General features: G+C 40.0%; 15 protein-coding genes. 6 read left to right on the forward strand and 9 right to left on the reverse strand.

Going from position 1 to position 15,557, the window contains the following annotated elements; genetic code table 11:
• Nucleotides 1–33: 33 nt before the first annotated feature.
• Together CAP51_RS11410 and CAP51_RS11415 are read right to left on the reverse strand one after the other, a co-directional pair.
• Entirely contained in the window at nt 34–432 is a 399-nt protein-coding gene (locus CAP51_RS11410) for a hypothetical protein (protein WP_087620889.1), read from the reverse strand.
• On the reverse strand, nt 429–689 hold the full coding sequence (locus CAP51_RS11415) for an FAD assembly factor SdhE (protein WP_087620890.1): 261 nt from the start codon (nt 687–689) through the stop codon (nt 429–431). Before CAP51_RS11415 ends, CAP51_RS11410 begins: the two co-directional genes overlap by 4 nt.
• A gap of 219 nt (nt 690–908) precedes the next feature.
• On the opposite strand from CAP51_RS11415, the gene CAP51_RS11420 reads away from it, so the two are divergent.
• Complete coding sequence (locus tag CAP51_RS11420; RefSeq protein WP_087620891.1) at nt 909–2,081, forward strand: acyl-CoA dehydrogenase family protein; 1,173 nt, start codon at nt 909–911, stop codon at nt 2,079–2,081.
• Between the two features lie 193 nt (nt 2,082–2,274).
• On the forward strand, nt 2,275–2,721 hold the full coding sequence (locus CAP51_RS11425; RefSeq protein ID WP_087620892.1) for a hemerythrin domain-containing protein: 447 nt from the start codon (nt 2,275–2,277) through the stop codon (nt 2,719–2,721).
• Between the two features lie 41 nt (nt 2,722–2,762).
• On the opposite strand, the gene CAP51_RS11430 is transcribed toward CAP51_RS11425, so the two are convergent.
• The gene (locus tag CAP51_RS11430; RefSeq protein ID WP_087620893.1) at nt 2,763–3,623 is read right to left on the reverse strand and encodes an EamA family transporter; all 861 of its coding nucleotides are present in this window, start codon (nt 3,621–3,623) and stop codon (nt 2,763–2,765) included.
• A gap of 192 nt (nt 3,624–3,815) precedes the next feature.
• Entirely contained in the window at nt 3,816–5,048 is a 1,233-nt protein-coding gene (gene serA, locus CAP51_RS11435) for a phosphoglycerate dehydrogenase (protein ID WP_087620894.1), read from the reverse strand.
• A 90-nt stretch (nt 5,049–5,138) separates the two neighbouring features.
• On the opposite strand from serA, the gene CAP51_RS11440 reads away from it, so the two are divergent.
• Together CAP51_RS11440 and CAP51_RS11445 are read left to right on the forward strand one after the other, a co-directional pair.
• Nucleotides 5,139–6,548: an FAD-binding oxidoreductase gene (locus CAP51_RS11440; RefSeq protein ID WP_087620895.1), complete on the forward strand. Its 1,410-nt coding sequence runs from the start codon at nt 5,139–5,141 to the stop codon at nt 6,546–6,548.
• A 125-nt stretch (nt 6,549–6,673) separates the two neighbouring features.
• Nucleotides 6,674–7,639, forward strand: a complete 966-nt coding sequence (locus tag CAP51_RS11445; RefSeq protein WP_140404434.1) for a hypothetical protein — start codon at nt 6,674–6,676, stop codon at nt 7,637–7,639.
• A 21-nt stretch (nt 7,640–7,660) separates the two neighbouring features.
• Here CAP51_RS11445 and CAP51_RS11450 read toward each other — a convergent pair whose 3' ends face one another.
• From CAP51_RS11450 to truB, 5 genes are all read right to left on the reverse strand, one after another.
• Nucleotides 7,661–8,449 carry a xanthine permease gene (locus tag CAP51_RS11450; RefSeq protein WP_087620897.1) on the reverse strand — a complete coding sequence of 263 codons (789 nt, stop codon included), beginning with the start codon at nt 8,447–8,449 and terminating at the stop codon, nt 7,661–7,663.
• 90 nt (nt 8,450–8,539) lie between these two features.
• Nucleotides 8,540–10,690 (reverse strand): YccS family putative transporter, encoded by a 2,151-nt coding sequence (gene yccS / locus CAP51_RS11455; RefSeq protein ID WP_087620898.1) that lies wholly within the window; start codon nt 10,688–10,690, stop codon nt 8,540–8,542.
• A gap of 144 nt (nt 10,691–10,834) precedes the next feature.
• Entirely contained in the window at nt 10,835–11,464 is a 630-nt protein-coding gene (locus CAP51_RS11460) for a TetR/AcrR family transcriptional regulator (RefSeq protein ID WP_087620899.1), read from the reverse strand.
• Nucleotides 11,465–11,596: 132 nt separating this feature from the next.
• Nucleotides 11,597–12,370: a sulfite exporter TauE/SafE family protein gene (locus tag CAP51_RS11465; RefSeq protein WP_087620900.1), complete on the reverse strand. Its 774-nt coding sequence runs from the start codon at nt 12,368–12,370 to the stop codon at nt 11,597–11,599.
• 33 nt (nt 12,371–12,403) lie between these two features.
• Nucleotides 12,404–13,300, reverse strand: coding sequence for a tRNA pseudouridine(55) synthase TruB (gene truB, locus CAP51_RS11470; RefSeq protein WP_087620901.1), 897 nt, complete (start codon nt 13,298–13,300; stop codon nt 12,404–12,406).
• A 140-nt stretch (nt 13,301–13,440) separates the two neighbouring features.
• Here truB and CAP51_RS11475 point away from each other — a divergent pair, with 140 nt between their 5' ends.
• Complete coding sequence (locus CAP51_RS11475) at nt 13,441–14,481, forward strand: lipase secretion chaperone (RefSeq protein WP_087620902.1); 1,041 nt, start codon at nt 13,441–13,443, stop codon at nt 14,479–14,481.
• Between the two features lie 78 nt (nt 14,482–14,559).
• Entirely contained in the window at nt 14,560–15,540 is a 981-nt protein-coding gene (locus CAP51_RS11480) for an esterase/lipase family protein (protein WP_087620903.1), read from the forward strand.
• Nucleotides 15,541–15,557: the final 17 nt, after the last annotated feature.

The following is a 15,557-nucleotide window of genomic DNA, read 5'->3' on the forward strand; positions in this document are numbered from 1 at the left end:
ATCTTTTTGTTGAACAAAAAACTGGAAAATAATTTATCTTAAATAAACAAAGCGTTTTAACATCTGCCATTGTTTTAAATTTAACTGATCGCGAGCAATACAGATTGACCGTGATTGTTGCTGATCTTCATCAACAAAATGTAAAAATATAATATAACCCAACTGCTGTACAGCACTCAACTGCATGGACAGAGAAGTCTTGGATTGCAGTTGCAGGGTCCAGAGATCATCGCTCAGATATGCCAGTTGAGCGACCTGATTTTTATCGCGACATAGAAATACCAGTACCAGCAATAGGGCTGTTGTGGCGTAAAGTAGTATTGGCTGCAACATCATTGCGGCCAATACGACAAAACACAGCACTACCATGCTACGCAGAAAAACTTTCAGCAGGCTTGGTCTTAAATGAAAAGATAAAAGTTGATAACTCATTGCTCATGCAATTGTTTTTTCAGTTTGATAATGAGTGCTTTCAATTCTGGTTTTGGCGGTTCGTCAACCATCATGAACCAATCCAGTAAATCCGGATCTTCCTGCTCAATAAGCTCGGCAAATAAGGCTTTCTCTTCACTTGGTGCATTAAGATAATGATTTCTGACATAAGGATCAAAATAAATATCGAGCTCTTTTAAGCCACGTCGAGAACGGTAAATGACCTTGCGCTCTTCCAGAGTAGGTTCGTACGACATCTTATTATTCCTTGACCATAACATATCAGGTTGAATTGTAACGCAAGCATGCTGCCCTTCTCTAGTTAAATCTTAAAAATAGTTCAGGTATAAGATAATCTTATTTTGGCAAAAGTTACCAATTAAACCACCGAATTGAGCAATCCGCATATTGCAGAAAAGAACAAAGTATTTTTTACTGCAATTCAATATACGCTTAGATCAATACAGGAAGAAACAATGTCTGATGGAATGATTCGCCCACTTGCTAATATGTTACCTCGTCATCTATTTGATGCTGAACACGAGGCATTCCGTGAAACTGTGCGCCGCTTTTATCAAAAAGAAGTCGTGCCCAATATCGAAAAATATGAACAACAGCAACATGTCGACCGTAATTTATGGAATAAGGCTGGAGAATTAGGCTTATTATGCACCACCATGCCGGAACACTATGGCGGTTCTGGTGTAGATCGTCTTTACAGCATGATTCTGATTGAAGAACAAGCCTATGCCATGGATTCAAGTACGGGATTTTCCTTACATTCCGATATTGTCGCCAACTATATTTATAATTTTGGCAACGAAAGCCAAAAGCAAGCTTGGTTACCCAAAATGGCCACAGGCGAGGTGGTTACTGCCATCGCCATGACCGAACCCGGCACTGGATCAGACTTGCAGGCCGTACGAACCAGTGCTGTACTTGATGGCAATGATTATGTGATTAATGGTTCAAAAATCTTTATCACCAACGGCTATCTCTGTGACATGGTGATCGTGGTCTGTAAAACCGGCAACCATGAGAAAGGCGCTGCCAATTTATCCTTATTCATTATCGAAGCGGACCGTGCAGGCTTTAGTAAGGGACAACCATTAAAAAAAGTTGGCATGAAAGGACAGGATACCTGTGAACTGTTTTTCGATAATGTACATGTTCCCAAAGAAAATTTACTCGGCAGCGAAGGCATGGGGTTTATTATGCTCATGAAAGAGCTGGCCTGGGAGCGCATGATTGTTGCCATTATCTGTCAAGCCGGTGCAGAAGCAGCTTTTGCCCATACGGTACAATATACCAAAGACCGCAAGGCATTCGGCAAAGCAATTGCCACCTTTCAAAACACCCGTTTTAAATTGGCCGAGCTGCGTACCGAAATTGATTTTTGTCGGGCCTATCTGGATCGCTGTATGCAGCTCCAATTGGAGGGCACACTTACGGTGGAAGCCGCCGCAGCCGCGAAGTATAAGATTTCCGAGATGTATTCCAAAGTTGTCGATGAATGTGTGCAGTTACATGGCGGATATGGCTATATGCTGGAATATCCGATTGCGCGGGCTTATATCGACAATCGAGCCAATCGTATTTATGCAGGGACCAATGAAATCATGAAAGAATTGATTTCTCGCAGTCTATAATCCTAGTGTGGCGGTGGTCATTATCGCCACGCTAAACCACTGTTATCCATTGATAACCAGCCATTAACATAAATGATGTAACTGTTATACACCGCTAACGCCGATTATTTTTTATACTCATGATTGAATCATTGCAAAATGAATGATTTGCTTAAAGCCATTTTAATTTTTAGCCATAAGCGAGAACAATATAATGACCACAATATTTGAAGCCTTACGAGAAAGCCACGAACGCCAACGTGACCTATGTGACAAACTGGTTGAAACCCATGGCGATACCACAGAACGACATGAAATTTTTACCGCACTTAAACACGAACTCTATGCCCATTCCGTTGCAGAAGATCGTTATTTGTATATTCCTTTAATGTTCAATGATACCGGACTGGATATCTCACGCCATGCACTGGCTGAACATCACGAAATGGATGAGTTGGTAGAAAAACTGGAACAAACTGAATTTAGCAATACTGGCTGGTTAGCCATTGCCAAACAATTGGCCGATGTGGTTCGTCATCATTTAAAAGAAGAAGAACACGGCTTTTTTCAGCAGGCAGGGAAGATTCTCAATGATAGCGAAAAAGAAAAACTGGCAAAAAAATATTTAAATGAATATGAAAAATATCTTGCCGAAGCTTGATTAAATTCTACGCAAACGCTACATGATTGTTCTCGAACATGTCATGTAGTTTCTCCACCCTCCCCTTGCTTTGGTACTTGATAATAATTTCTGATACTTATACCAATCGAAGCCAGCATAATACAAAATAAAGCAAACCATTGTAATATTGATAAATGTTCATTTAATAATAACAATCCAGCCAGCGCAGCCACTGCCGGAGACAGGCTGGTAAATGTGCCATAACTCAAACGATTCAGATATTTTAATGCGTATAAATCCAGTGCATAGGGAATTGAAGTCGCCAAAATTGCGAGTGCAGCAGCATATCCCCAATACTGTACATTTAAAATGCCTTGTGCATTATTCCACAAACCTATAGGCAGCCAGATCAGTGCAGCTAGGCCAATAGCCAACGTCAAACTGTGCATGCCCAGATTTTGCCGAATCACTTTTTGTCCAAAATAAATATACAGCGCCCAGCAAAAACCAGCGCCCAGTGCCAACACCACGCCCAACCATGAAATATTATCATGACCCGACCATGGCATCAGCAAAACCACACCAATCATGGCAAAGATGACCCAAATCACATCGCTTTTCTTTTGCACGGCAAATAACGCCAAACCCAACGGTCCGACAAATTCCAGACCGACTGCAATCCCTTGTGGCAATAACACCAGAGCATGATAAAACATCATATTCATACAGCCCAGAGCAAAGCTATAACACAACAAATTACGCCATTGAATATATTTTAATTTGGCAAAAATACGCCATGAACGCAGCATCAACCCAACAAAAATACTGGCAAAGCATAAACGTAATACCGTTACCGAAGTGGGATCAAGCACCGTAAATAAATATTTTGCAAAGGAAGCACTGAGCTGATATGCAAGCATGGAAACCAGCATACACAACATGGCAACAAGTTGATGGGAGCTGTTCACAGAGTTTTAATCATCACAAGATTTAACGCCACAATATTTTGATGCAGTATATCGAAATTGCCTATTATTTTCAGTGTCAATAACTCAAATTAAAAAACCACCTGACTCAAAGATCAGATGGTTTTAAGTACAAATATTTTTAGCTGAAACAGCAGATAAAAGTATTTAGAACAATACACGCACGCGAATTGTACCTTCAACATTGTGTAAGGTATCCAACGCTTCTTGTGAAGCAGATGCATCAACATCCATTACCAGATAACCGACATCACCACGAGTCATCAATTGCTGACCGGAAATGTTGATGCCATGCTCAGCAAATAGACTATTGATTTTAGACAGTACGCCCGGAATATTTTTGTGGATGTGTAATAAGCGGTGTTTGCCTTCGGTCAATGGTAAAGCAATTTCTGGGAAATTAACCGCAGATAAAGTCATACCTTTATCAGAATAAGCAACAAATTTCTCAGCCACTTCAAGACCAATATTGGCTTGCGCTTCCATAGTCGAACCACCAACGTGTGGGGTTAAAATGACATTTGCCAAACCACGCAGTGGTGACTGGAATTCTTCACCATTGGCTTTTGGTTCTTTCGGGAATACATCGACTGCCGCACCGGCCAAATGACCAGATTTAATCGCATCAGCCAAATCTTCAATTACCACACAAGTCCCACGCGCAGCATTGATGAAGATCGCACCGTCTTTCATTTGCGCAAATTGATCTTTGGTAAAGAAATTACGTGTAGATGGCACATCGGGTACATGCAGCGTTACTACGTCGGCATTGGCAAGCAACTCACCCATTGAACCCACTTGACGTGCATTACCTAATGGTAATTTGGTCACCACATCATAATAAATCACTTTCATACCCAGACTTTCTGCCAATACAGAAAGCTGTGAACCAATTGAACCGTAACCAACGATCCCCAAAGTTTTACCACGGGTTTCAAATGAACCAACCGCAGATTTTTCCCAACCACCTGCATGCGTGGTCGTAGATTTTTCCGGAACACGACGCAACAACAGAATCGCTTCTGCAAGTACCAGTTCGGCAACCGAACGGGTATTGGAATAAGGTGCATTAAATACCGGAATACCACGAATCATCGCAGCATTTAAATTCACCTGATTGGTCCCAATACAGAAACAACCTACAGCGATCAATTTATTTGCCGCCTCAAAGACTTCTTCGGTCAGTTGAGTACGTGAACGAATACCGATAAAATGTGCATCTTTAACGGCTTCTTTCAAAGCTTCGCCTTCAAGTGCAGTTTTACGATAGTCGATATTGGTATAACCCGCAGCGTTTAAAGTATCAATAGCGTTTTGATGAACGCCTTCTAATAACAAGAAACGGATTTTATCTTTTGGAAGTGAAAGATGTTGGCTCATTACGGCTCCGCTACAAAGGCCAAATTATTTAGTCGCAGTATGATAACATATTGCTCATAACTTGTTTAATTGTTATTAGGTTCATACGTCATGAATGCCCCAGTCCATATCTCTGAAGATTTTTTAACCTCGATTCGTAGCATTGTTGGTGAACAACGTGTCAAAACCGATCATGATAGCTTGATGACATGGGGCAAAGACCATACCAAGCATTTCGACCCAAACCCTTCTGTCGTGGTATTTCCGGCCACTACTGAGGAAGTTGCTGGATTGGTTAAACTGGCCAATCAATACCATATTGCCATTACCCCATCAGGTGGGCGTACCGGTTTATCAGCAGGTGCTGTTGCAGCCAATGGCGAGATGGTGATTAGTCTGGATCGCATGAATAAAATACTGAATTTTTATCCAGCCGATCGCATGGTCCATATTCAGGCGGGCATGATCACCGAACAATTGCAAAATTATGCCGAAGAACAAGGCTTTTATTATCCAGTTGATTTCGCCTCGAGTGGTTCTAGCCAGTTAGGTGGCAATATCGGTACCAATGCCGGCGGTATTAAAGTAATCAAATATGGCATGACCCGTAATTGGATTCTGGGTTTAACCGTTGTTACTGGTAAAGGTGATATTTTACACCTCAATAAAGGCATGATTAAAAATGCCACCGGTTATGCCATGCAGCATTTATTTATTGGTGGCGAAGGTACATTGGGTATTGTCACCGAAGCAGAAATTAAACTGGAACGTCAACCGCATGATTTACAGGTGTTGGTGCTTGGTGTTCCCGATTTTGATGCCATCATGCCGATTCTCCATGCTTTCCAAAGCAAGATTGATTTGACTGCATTTGAGTTCTTTGGTGAGCTTGCCATGCAAAAAGTGCTGGATAACGGCCATGTACAACGCCCATTTGAAACTGCATGTCCCTTCTATGTATTGCTTGAATTTGAAGCACCATATGAGCCGATTATGGATAAAGCTATGCAAATTTTTGAACATTGCATGGAACAGGGCTGGGTACTTGATGGCGTGATGAGCCAGAATCTGGAACAGTTACATAACTTGTGGCGTTTGCGTGAAGATATTTCCGAATCAATCGCACCCTTTATCCCATACAAAAATGATATCTCGGTATTGATTACCCATGTTCCTGCCTTTATCAAAGAAATTGATGAAATCGTAACAGCCAATTATCCTGATTTTGAAATCTGCTGGTTCGGACATATTGGTGATGGCAACCTGCATTTAAATATTTTAAAACCTGCCGATTTAAACAAGGATGAATTCTTTGCCAAATGTCAGGTCGTCAATAAATATGTATTTGAAACCGTGAAAAAATACAATGGTTCGATTTCTGCCGAACATGGTGTTGGGATGACCAAAAAACCTTATCTAGGTTATAGCCGCAGTGCAGAAGAAATCGACTATATGAAAGCCCTGAAAAAAGTCTTTGATCCCAATGATGTGATGAATCCAGGGAAATTGTTTGATCTTTAATTAAATTTAGACTGATTAGATCGTTGCTATCGTGTCCAGTATATAAAGCTTAAAAACTGGACACGATACAATCCATTAAAATTATGATAATGTCAGTTCTAATTTCCATCTTATTATTTTTAATAATGAATAAAAAAAATATTTTCATCCTGATTATTCTAGGTTTATTCGTCAGCTTATTAATCATTGCGATTAAGCGTAATGATCTGCCCCATATTTTTGGCACTGCTTTAAAAACAGTCGCATCAAAACCTGAAACAACAAAACCCCAAATAGATGAATCTCAAAACACAACATCTCCTGCTCCCAATCAAAATCCGTCCATCACTTCATCAACAGCATCGTCAAATGAAATCACCATTCAACCTACGCTAGGAACATGGGTCTGGCGTGACTGGATCTCTGATGACGGTTTATTTTTTCTGGAGTTACGTACAGGCGTATGGAACCCCAATGGTACATTATTCTATCTGGAACGACGCGGTGGCGTTTCATTGGAAGGATTCCAAAAAGGAAAAAATATTAAACTGAAATCCTTTGATGCTGAAAAAGGGCTGGAAGCTCCTGCTGAATATCGTATTGAAGGATTGCTGGACACAGACAAAAATACTTTTACTGCCAATATCACACACTATCCAGATGAAACTACTCGTCAAACAATATTCTACCCTGCCATTCCCACAACCATGCCACAACCACAATTTATGTTTAAATACTATGGTTTTAAAAATCCAGAATGGCATCAAGAATGGATTACCCGCATTGATATTCTGGATAAAAAAACGCAAAAACTGGTACAACGCCTCTCCGGATTTACAGCACAAGCCTATATGGTTGAATACTTAGATTTAAATTACGATGGCTATTTTGATCTACAAATCAATGTGGGAAAAACTGTAGAAGAACAGAAATATCAATATTATATTTACCAGCCCAAACAACAGAACTTTAAACGTGAGTTATTTTTTGAACAAAGTACAGGTTCACCCACACGTTATCCGCACAAAAAACAACTGAATTTCGGTAATGGCATACTATATGAAAAACAGGGAGATACATGGCAAAAAATTCCCTGCTGTTATGCTGATTAAATCAGGTTCCATGTGATTGTATTACTTCTGATAAGCTTTCCATCCAGTCAAAATATGGTAAAGCAGTGGTAATAACATCATTGCAAAAAAACCGCACAGTCCAATCACCCAGAATGGCAATTCATTTGGATTACCCAAATAGAAATATGCAAAGATGCTATAGCATAGCATTGAAAACATTGCCATTGTGCCAAGTGGTATAACAATTTTCATGAGAATAAAAAGGGCTGCTGTGCGATAAGGTTGCATATCCTTCCCTAATGAATAGGCAAAAATACACAACAAGACAAAGCCCAAAAGAAATACCATAAACAATGCACACAACAGTAATAACACACTACGCATACTTTTTTCCTGCGCATGATCATCACCTACTGCATAAACAATCTGAATGTGTTCTCCGATCACAGGTACCCTGCCCGAACGAATAGAATTATCCAATGTAATCTGCTGATGGTTTTGATCTACAAAAGTAACCTGTGGCGTGTGCATCAATACCTGCGTGGTATAACTATGCCCATTTGAATCGGTACGTGTTTCATCCACCCATTCCGAATGATAGCCAGTAATGACTGCATCAAAACTCGGTTTTGACCATAAATGATATAAACTCTGCGGAACAACATAAGCAAAAGTAAAAAATAATGAACTGATTGAAAATACTATTAAAAAGAAATAACCAGAACCCAAGCAGCCAGCTTTTTCGCCATTGCTTGATCGCTTTATCCATTTCTGACTGAGCCAGATTGACCAGATCACCAACAACATGAACAAAACAATGAAAGATTTTCCGAATTCTGTAAGCTGCATAGACGCCCTGTTTATTTCATTATTATATGTTTATAGTAATCACTTATAGACACCAGATAAAGTCAGCATTTATCGATCAATTTACAATTATTATTTAATCTCCAATGCCAGTAATGTACGACGTAGATTTAATAATTCAGGTAAAGTTTCCAGTAATAAACTGATTTGTTTTAGTACCAAAAGCATATGTTCAGATAAATTGTCCTGTGTACTTAAATCCTTAATTTTCTGTAATTTTTCACCAATCTCATGCTCCGGTAAAGGCTGTTGTTCGAGTAATACTGCGATTAAGGTATTTTTACACCAGATCATCAAATCCAAAACCTGTTGATCCTCGATCCGCTCACGATCACTCCCCAAAGCCGATACATAGCTTAACTGGCTATGACTATAAACCAGATAACGAAATGCAGAATGAATCAATTGCTGATCGGGATTCGGCTCGGTACTTAAACTAGAAATCATCGAAGACAGTTCGGTTTGTGCATCATGTGCATAACGTCTGGCTTTACGATAATCAATACTATTGGTTTTGCCATGCTGATATTGCTCCACCACTGCATCAAAATAATCCAGTGTGGCTTTGCTGCTTTTTTTAATGGTGTTGGAAATATTTCGAAAATTCCAATCCGGCCAGATAAAATTCACCGCAAACCATGCAATTAAACAGCCAAGAATGGTATCAATAATACGAGGCAAGATCACCGCATAGCCTGCCCCTTTAAGGTTAAAGATCAAGAGCACCATGAGGGTCGCCATCAAAGTGGCAATGGCATATTTTTTTGCACTGAGGTAGAAAAAACATACCCCAAAAATAATGGTAAGGAATAATTGCCCTTCTACACTCGGCACAAAATACAGAATTGGAACACCTAAAATCACCCCCAATAACGTACCCAGCGTACGCATTTTCAGTCGACTTTTGGTGGCAAAGTATCGCATCTGACAAACAAATAAACTGGTCAATAAAATCCAGTAGCCATTTTTGGCAAACGGCAATAAGGAAATCAATGACCCTACCGCAAAGACAAAGGCAATACGTACCGCATGCCGGAATAATGCCGATTCCGGACTTAAGTGTTGTTTTAATTTCAGCCATAAATCGTGGCGATCATGAATATCATCATCGAGCAAATTTAAGTTATCAATATGTTGTTGATAACGCTGCTGCTGACTATGCGATAAATCCTGAAAATTATATAAATCAGCATGCACACTTTTTAAATTTTTTAAAATCAGCTGTAAATTTTTTACTTCAATATTATGTGGATTCTGCCGAATCCAGTCAGCCATGGAACTTTCCAGATTGTGTAAGGCATCAGTTTGATCGATACTGGGCTGATAGCGTTGATTATGCACAATACTTTGCGCCAGTTCCTGACATGCCAATCCCAGTAAACGCACATTTTTTTGAATACGGAAAATTAAATCAGTTCGACTAAAATTGTGCTGAATCTGCTCATAATGCAGATAATTGGCACTCGCCTGTTCGTGAATATCCTGTGCCAGAAAATATAAATTCAGCCAGTAAATGGTATGCTTATTGGCACGAGAGGCTTTTAAACGTGTCAATAAAGAGGCCTTGGTGCGATTAAAACTTTGTACCACATCAGCATTTTTAATGGATAAATCAAACAACAAAGCCTCAACATTGTTCTTATTGTCTGGATCAAATAGCTTGGCTTTGGCAAATAATAATTCGGCAATATGTGCAAAACTTTGTGAAAGATTATCCTGCACCGCCTGTGTCGGCTTGATCAAATAGAAAATAACCGACGTAAATCCATACCAGATCACGCCTGCAACAAAACATAGCGGCTGAAAATACCAGACATGATATTCACCCAAACCAAACATGGTATAAATCGATAACAGAATGGTACCAAAAGAAATGGTTGCATAGCGTTGCCCTAAAGCACCCATTAGAATTAGGGCTGCACTGGACAAAGAGAGATAAACAATAAATAGAAATTTATAGGGATAAAGAAAATGTAAAATGGTGCTGACAGTAAAAAATAAAACACAGACAACACCCAAATTACGTAAGCGTAGACTCAAGCGATCATCAAAATCTGTTAATGCTGTAGCAATTGCACCGAGTGTGACCGGAACAATCCATTCCACATAGCCGGAAAAATACAGCCCAAGTGTGGTCCCTGTCAGAACAATCAAAATCTGTAGACAGTAAATCAAAGTAGAGTTTGATTTAAATTGCTGAAATAACTGAATTAAACTATTCACGATAGAATACGATGCAAAGTCAATTGCTGTGATGATCTCAGCCTGAACTGTTTTATTCGGTCTGTCAATTTATGCTTTGTCATGACCGAAAATGATGTCATTCCAATTGTGTATAACATAGAAGTTATCCACACCCTGTCCGCTTCAGGACATTTCTTCATCCAAAAAGCTGTCGGTATTAATTTGATTTTGTGGAAAAGCCAGTGCCTGATTAATATATAAATTAATCAGTTTTTTACGTGAACCAATCGAGCGTTGATAAAAACTGGAATTAAGTAACAGGCTTGCACCAAAAGTTAATGACCAGACATATGATGAATAATCACGAATCGAAATATCATAATTCATCACTTTAAGATATTGCTCAATCATGTCACGAATACACAGAATCCGTTCCTGACGGACACGATACAACTCGTCAAAAGCCAGACTCGACTGCGATACCGTCATGGTCAAATGTTCTTCAATCTGATGTAAAATAATAGTTTTTTTCGGATCAAGTAAATGATAGAGCATATAACGCGGAATATATTCCTTAATATCATGATTATATGCTTTGGATATTTCTAATACTTTATTTTCGTTTTCAATAATCAAATGCATCAATAATTCATTTTTACTGGAAAAATGTTTATAGAGCGTGCCTTTGGCAAGGTCCAACTCTTTGGCGATTTCATCCAGTGTAAAATTCTGATTTTCCAATAACAAACTTTCCGCAACACTGACAATCTGTTGCTCTCTTTCCTTATAAATTTCTTGCCGTTGTAGTTTCATACACAATCCGAATACCCAAAGACCTAATGCTGAAATATAGCATTTTTTAAGATGATATGCTTATCGCAAGTATTGATACCATAAAATATATGCATTCAATTTATACAAATACAAATCATCAGCATCATGCGGTCAATAAAAATCGGAAAATGTTTGCCAGACCAGTCGCCCAATCAACACCACCAGTAAAGCCAAAAATAGCTTACGAATAAAATGTGTCCCATATTTAAATGCCATCTTGACCCCGATCACCGAACCCGCCATATTGGCAACCGCCATGATCAAGCCCATTTGCAGTAAAATATGACCTGTAGGAATAAAGAAAGACAATGCTGCCAGATTAGTCGTGAGATTTGCCATTTTAGACAATGCCGAAGCATGTAAAAAATCAAAACTTAAATAACGAATAAAAAAGAAGATAAAGAAACTGCCTGTGCCGGGTCCAAAAACCCCATCATAAAATCCGATACTGGCGGCACCGAGCATAGCAAGAATACAGCTTTTTTTAGACCATACAAATTGTTGATGCAAAATGCCAAATTGCTTTTGCTTAAAGGTATAGATTGCAATCGCAATCAGCATGATCAAAACAAAAGGACGTAATACTTGTTGTGGCAATAGACTGACACAATTTGCGCCAAGCAGGGAAAATGCACCGGCAAATATTGCAACGACACCTACCAGCTTGAAATTAAACGGTACCCGACGTGCATAATTAAATGCGGATGTTGCTGTACCAAAAATTGCCGCCAGTTTATTGGTCCCAAAGATAGTTGCCGCAGATGTATTGGGATAGAAGTTCATCAACGCGGGAATTTGAATCAATCCGCCGCCGCCGACCGCAGCATCAATCAGCCCTGCGGCAAAAGCAAAAAATACCAAAGATATAACCGTTACAAAATCCACAACCACCTCAATTCTGAACTCATATGCCTGACCTTAGGCCAGATTTAAAACCCGTTGTGGAATTAATCGTCCATACTGATTCACTTTTGCCAACCCGAGACACAGTCCAGAAAAGAATACCAGTACAGCTTCGGTTTCGGGAAAATCAACATTACTTTCCTGACCATTACGGAAATATTTAACCCGTTCTTCGGCAAGTTCCAGCCGCGGTAAATCTTGTACCGGAGCAAAAGCCGGCAACAATAATGCATCACGCTCAGATTCTTGCAAACTTTCCAGATATTCAATCGTCATTTGCGGATTTAACTCAAAATGCCCTGTCTGCACCCGATGCAGATAGGTTAAATGCCCATATGTTCCAAGTGCTTTGGCAATATCCTCACCCAGCACCCGAATATATGTTCCTTTTGAGCAGGTCACATCCAGCGTTAAACTATTTTCATTAAAACCCAGTAATTCAATTTTATATATGGTGATGGGACGTGCCGGACGGTCAATTTCAATGCCTTGACGTGCCAGTTCATACAATGGTCGGCCATCTTTTTTCAGTGCCGAATACATCGGTGGTATCTGTAAAATATCACCAGTAAACTGGCTCAATACCTGCTGAATCATGTCTTCATTCAACGTCGGAATATCCGCCTGTTCAAACACTTCACCTTCAATATCACCAGTTGTTGTACTATGCCCAAGTGTAATTGTGGTCTGATAACGTTTACTTGCATCAAGCAGATAATGCGAAAATTTGGTGGCTTCCCCCAAACAAATCGGTAACAGCCCAGTTGCCAATGGATCGAGTGCCCCCGTATGTCCGGCTTTATGTGCACGGTACAGCCAGCGAACTTTTTGCAAAGCAGCATTGGAACTGATGCCTAAAGGTTTATTTAACAGAAAAACGCCATGGACATGGCGACGAGTGTTTTTTGACATGGTAAATTGATATCAATCTTTGAATGGCTATGGTAACAAATCTATGCCGATGTTTTGCGAATTTTACTTTCACCATGCTACTTTTTATGGCAAATTATTAAAAAATTTATACAGAATTGACTCAAACAAGGATCGTTTGTATGTCGAACAAAAAGCGTAGCCGCACCTTCCTATACGTTGTCATTTTTATTCTTGCTCTCCTGATCACAGTTATTTTCTGGCTTAGACCCGGTAATAGCCAGCAATCCCTGTTTACCCATACCCCTCAATCAATGCAGCAACCGCATGGAACAGCTCAAGCTATTCAAGCTGCTCAGCATCAGACCGCCAACATGCTAAGTCCAAGCCAGCAAGATACCGAAATTAATTGCCAGCTCCAGCTCGATGCCAACAATCGACTGATTGTTAATGCACAAACCCGGGATTGTTTCGAGTATTTTATTTCACAGTATGGCGAAGCTCCACTGGATCAGATCAAAGCACATTTTATTGCTTATGCACAGCAAAGCTATCAACAGCCTGCATTAGCACAAATTATCGATTTATGGACACGTTATATCGAGTATCGCAAACAACTTGGTGAATTAAAACCACCCGCTGGCGATCCGCAAAGTGCGAAATATTTGAGAGAAATATTTGCTGCTACAGAAAATTTACGCAAAAAATTCTTCTCTACGTCTGAAATAGCCGGTCTTTTTAGTACGCAAAATGTTTATGATCAATACACACTGGATCGAATGGCAATTCTAGAGCAAACCACATTATCTGAAGCAGAAAAAGCCAAACAATTAAATGCACTCTTTCAAGAACTCCCACAAGACTGGCAGGAAAATATTCAACAGCTTTCAGTTTTGGAGGATTTAAGACAACTCACAGCAGAACTTAAAGCTCGAGGCGGTACAGCCAATGAACTTCGTCAGATGCGTTTAAATCTGGTTGGTCCTGACGCAACAAGCCGACTGGAACATCTGGATGTAGAACGTCAAGACTGGAAAACTCGGGTCAATCAATATCTTACAGATAGAGATTCCATTCTCAACAGTGGCTTAAGTGACTCAGGCAAGCAACAAGCGATCACACAGCTACAAACGCAGCAATTCACAACCGAACAGGAACAACTACGTTTACAGACATTCGAATCAATACACGATAAGGGAGGAGCATTACCATTTGCTGAATAGCTTCGGCTGTTTTGGCTAAAAAACATGTCAACACAAGGATTTGTATTGATCATATTGATAAAATAAAAGAGGTTGGATATGAAACATCAATTTTTAACTGCTCTGAGTGTCATTGCACTTGCTGCCGGATGCATAACAAGTCAAGCTCAAGCCAGTAATACCGCACAATATAAAAGTAGTTTTGTCATCTCAAACTATGCCCAAACCAAATATCCATTGGTTTTTGCACATGGCATGGCTGGATTTAATCGTGTCGGGACTGATTTACTGGGTCTGGATTACTGGTATCAGATCATTCCCGATCTAGCCCGCAATGGTGCCAATGTCTGGACCACGCGTGTATCACCATTTAATTCAACAGAAATTCGTGGTGAGCAATTATTACAACAGGTCGATGAAATCATTGCCATTACCGGGCAACCAAAAGTCAATCTGATTGGTCATAGCCATGGTGGGCCAACCATTCGTTATGTCGCTGGTGTCGCTCCGGAAAAAGTCGCTTCTCTCACTGCTGTAGCCGGCCCACATAAAGGCTCCGGTACCGCCGATTTAATTGTGTCCGCAGAAGGAACGATTGTTGAAGGCCCATTGGTCGGTGTCATCAATCTATTCTCACAAATGGTCTTATTTGCACAAACTCTAAATCCCAATACTTTTCCAAGTGATGCATTAAGTGCAGGCAAAAGTTTAACCACAGCAGGTGCTAATACCTTTAATAGCAAATTCCCCATAGGTATTCCAAGTACTGCCTGTGGAGAAGGTGCAGCACAGGAAAAAGGGATCTATCTTTATTCCTTTACCGGTGTAAAACCTTTTACCAATATACTTGATCCAATCGACTATGCCCTACAAATTACCAGCCTGACCACCTCAAAAGATGCCAATGATGGACTGGTTTCGCGCTGTAGTGCCAAGTTTGGTAAAACCATTCGTGATGACTATGCTTGGAATCATCTTGATGAAGTCAATCAGGTCTTGGGCATACGTGGTCTCTTTGCCCCCGATCCGGTTTCGATCTATCGTCAACATGCCAATCGATTAAAACTACAGGGTTTATAAAGAAGGCTTCGAAATTT

This window comes from Acinetobacter populi, from assembly GCF_002174125.1.
GTDB classification, from domain to species: domain Bacteria; phylum Pseudomonadota; class Gammaproteobacteria; order Pseudomonadales; family Moraxellaceae; genus Acinetobacter; species Acinetobacter populi.

Excerpts from the sequence above, each read along its gene's own strand:
- CAP51_RS11410 (WP_087620889.1), bottom strand. The coding sequence starts at position 432 with ATGAGTTATCAACTTTTATCTTTTCATTTAAGACCAAGCCTGCTGAAA.
- CAP51_RS11415 (WP_087620890.1), bottom strand. The coding sequence starts at position 689 with ATGTCGTACGAACCTACTCTGGAAGAGCGCAAGGTCATTTACCGTTCT.
- CAP51_RS11420 (WP_087620891.1), top strand. The coding sequence starts at position 909 with ATGTCTGATGGAATGATTCGCCCACTTGCTAATATGTTACCTCGTCAT.
- CAP51_RS11425 (WP_087620892.1), top strand. The coding sequence starts at position 2,275 with ATGACCACAATATTTGAAGCCTTACGAGAAAGCCACGAACGCCAACGT.
- CAP51_RS11430 (WP_087620893.1), bottom strand. The coding sequence starts at position 3,623 with ATGTTGTGTATGCTGGTTTCCATGCTTGCATATCAGCTCAGTGCTTCC.
- serA (WP_087620894.1), bottom strand. The coding sequence starts at position 5,048 with ATGAGCCAACATCTTTCACTTCCAAAAGATAAAATCCGTTTCTTGTTA.
- CAP51_RS11440 (WP_087620895.1), top strand. The coding sequence starts at position 5,139 with ATGAATGCCCCAGTCCATATCTCTGAAGATTTTTTAACCTCGATTCGT.
- CAP51_RS11445 (WP_140404434.1), top strand. The coding sequence starts at position 6,674 with ATGAATAAAAAAAATATTTTCATCCTGATTATTCTAGGTTTATTCGTC.
- CAP51_RS11450 (WP_087620897.1), bottom strand. The coding sequence starts at position 8,449 with ATGCAGCTTACAGAATTCGGAAAATCTTTCATTGTTTTGTTCATGTTG.
- CAP51_RS11460 (WP_087620899.1), bottom strand. The coding sequence starts at position 11,464 with ATGAAACTACAACGGCAAGAAATTTATAAGGAAAGAGAGCAACAGATT.
- truB (WP_087620901.1), bottom strand. The coding sequence starts at position 13,300 with ATGTCAAAAAACACTCGTCGCCATGTCCATGGCGTTTTTCTGTTAAAT.
- CAP51_RS11475 (WP_087620902.1), top strand. The coding sequence starts at position 13,441 with ATGTCGAACAAAAAGCGTAGCCGCACCTTCCTATACGTTGTCATTTTT.
- CAP51_RS11480 (WP_087620903.1), top strand. The coding sequence starts at position 14,560 with ATGAAACATCAATTTTTAACTGCTCTGAGTGTCATTGCACTTGCTGCC.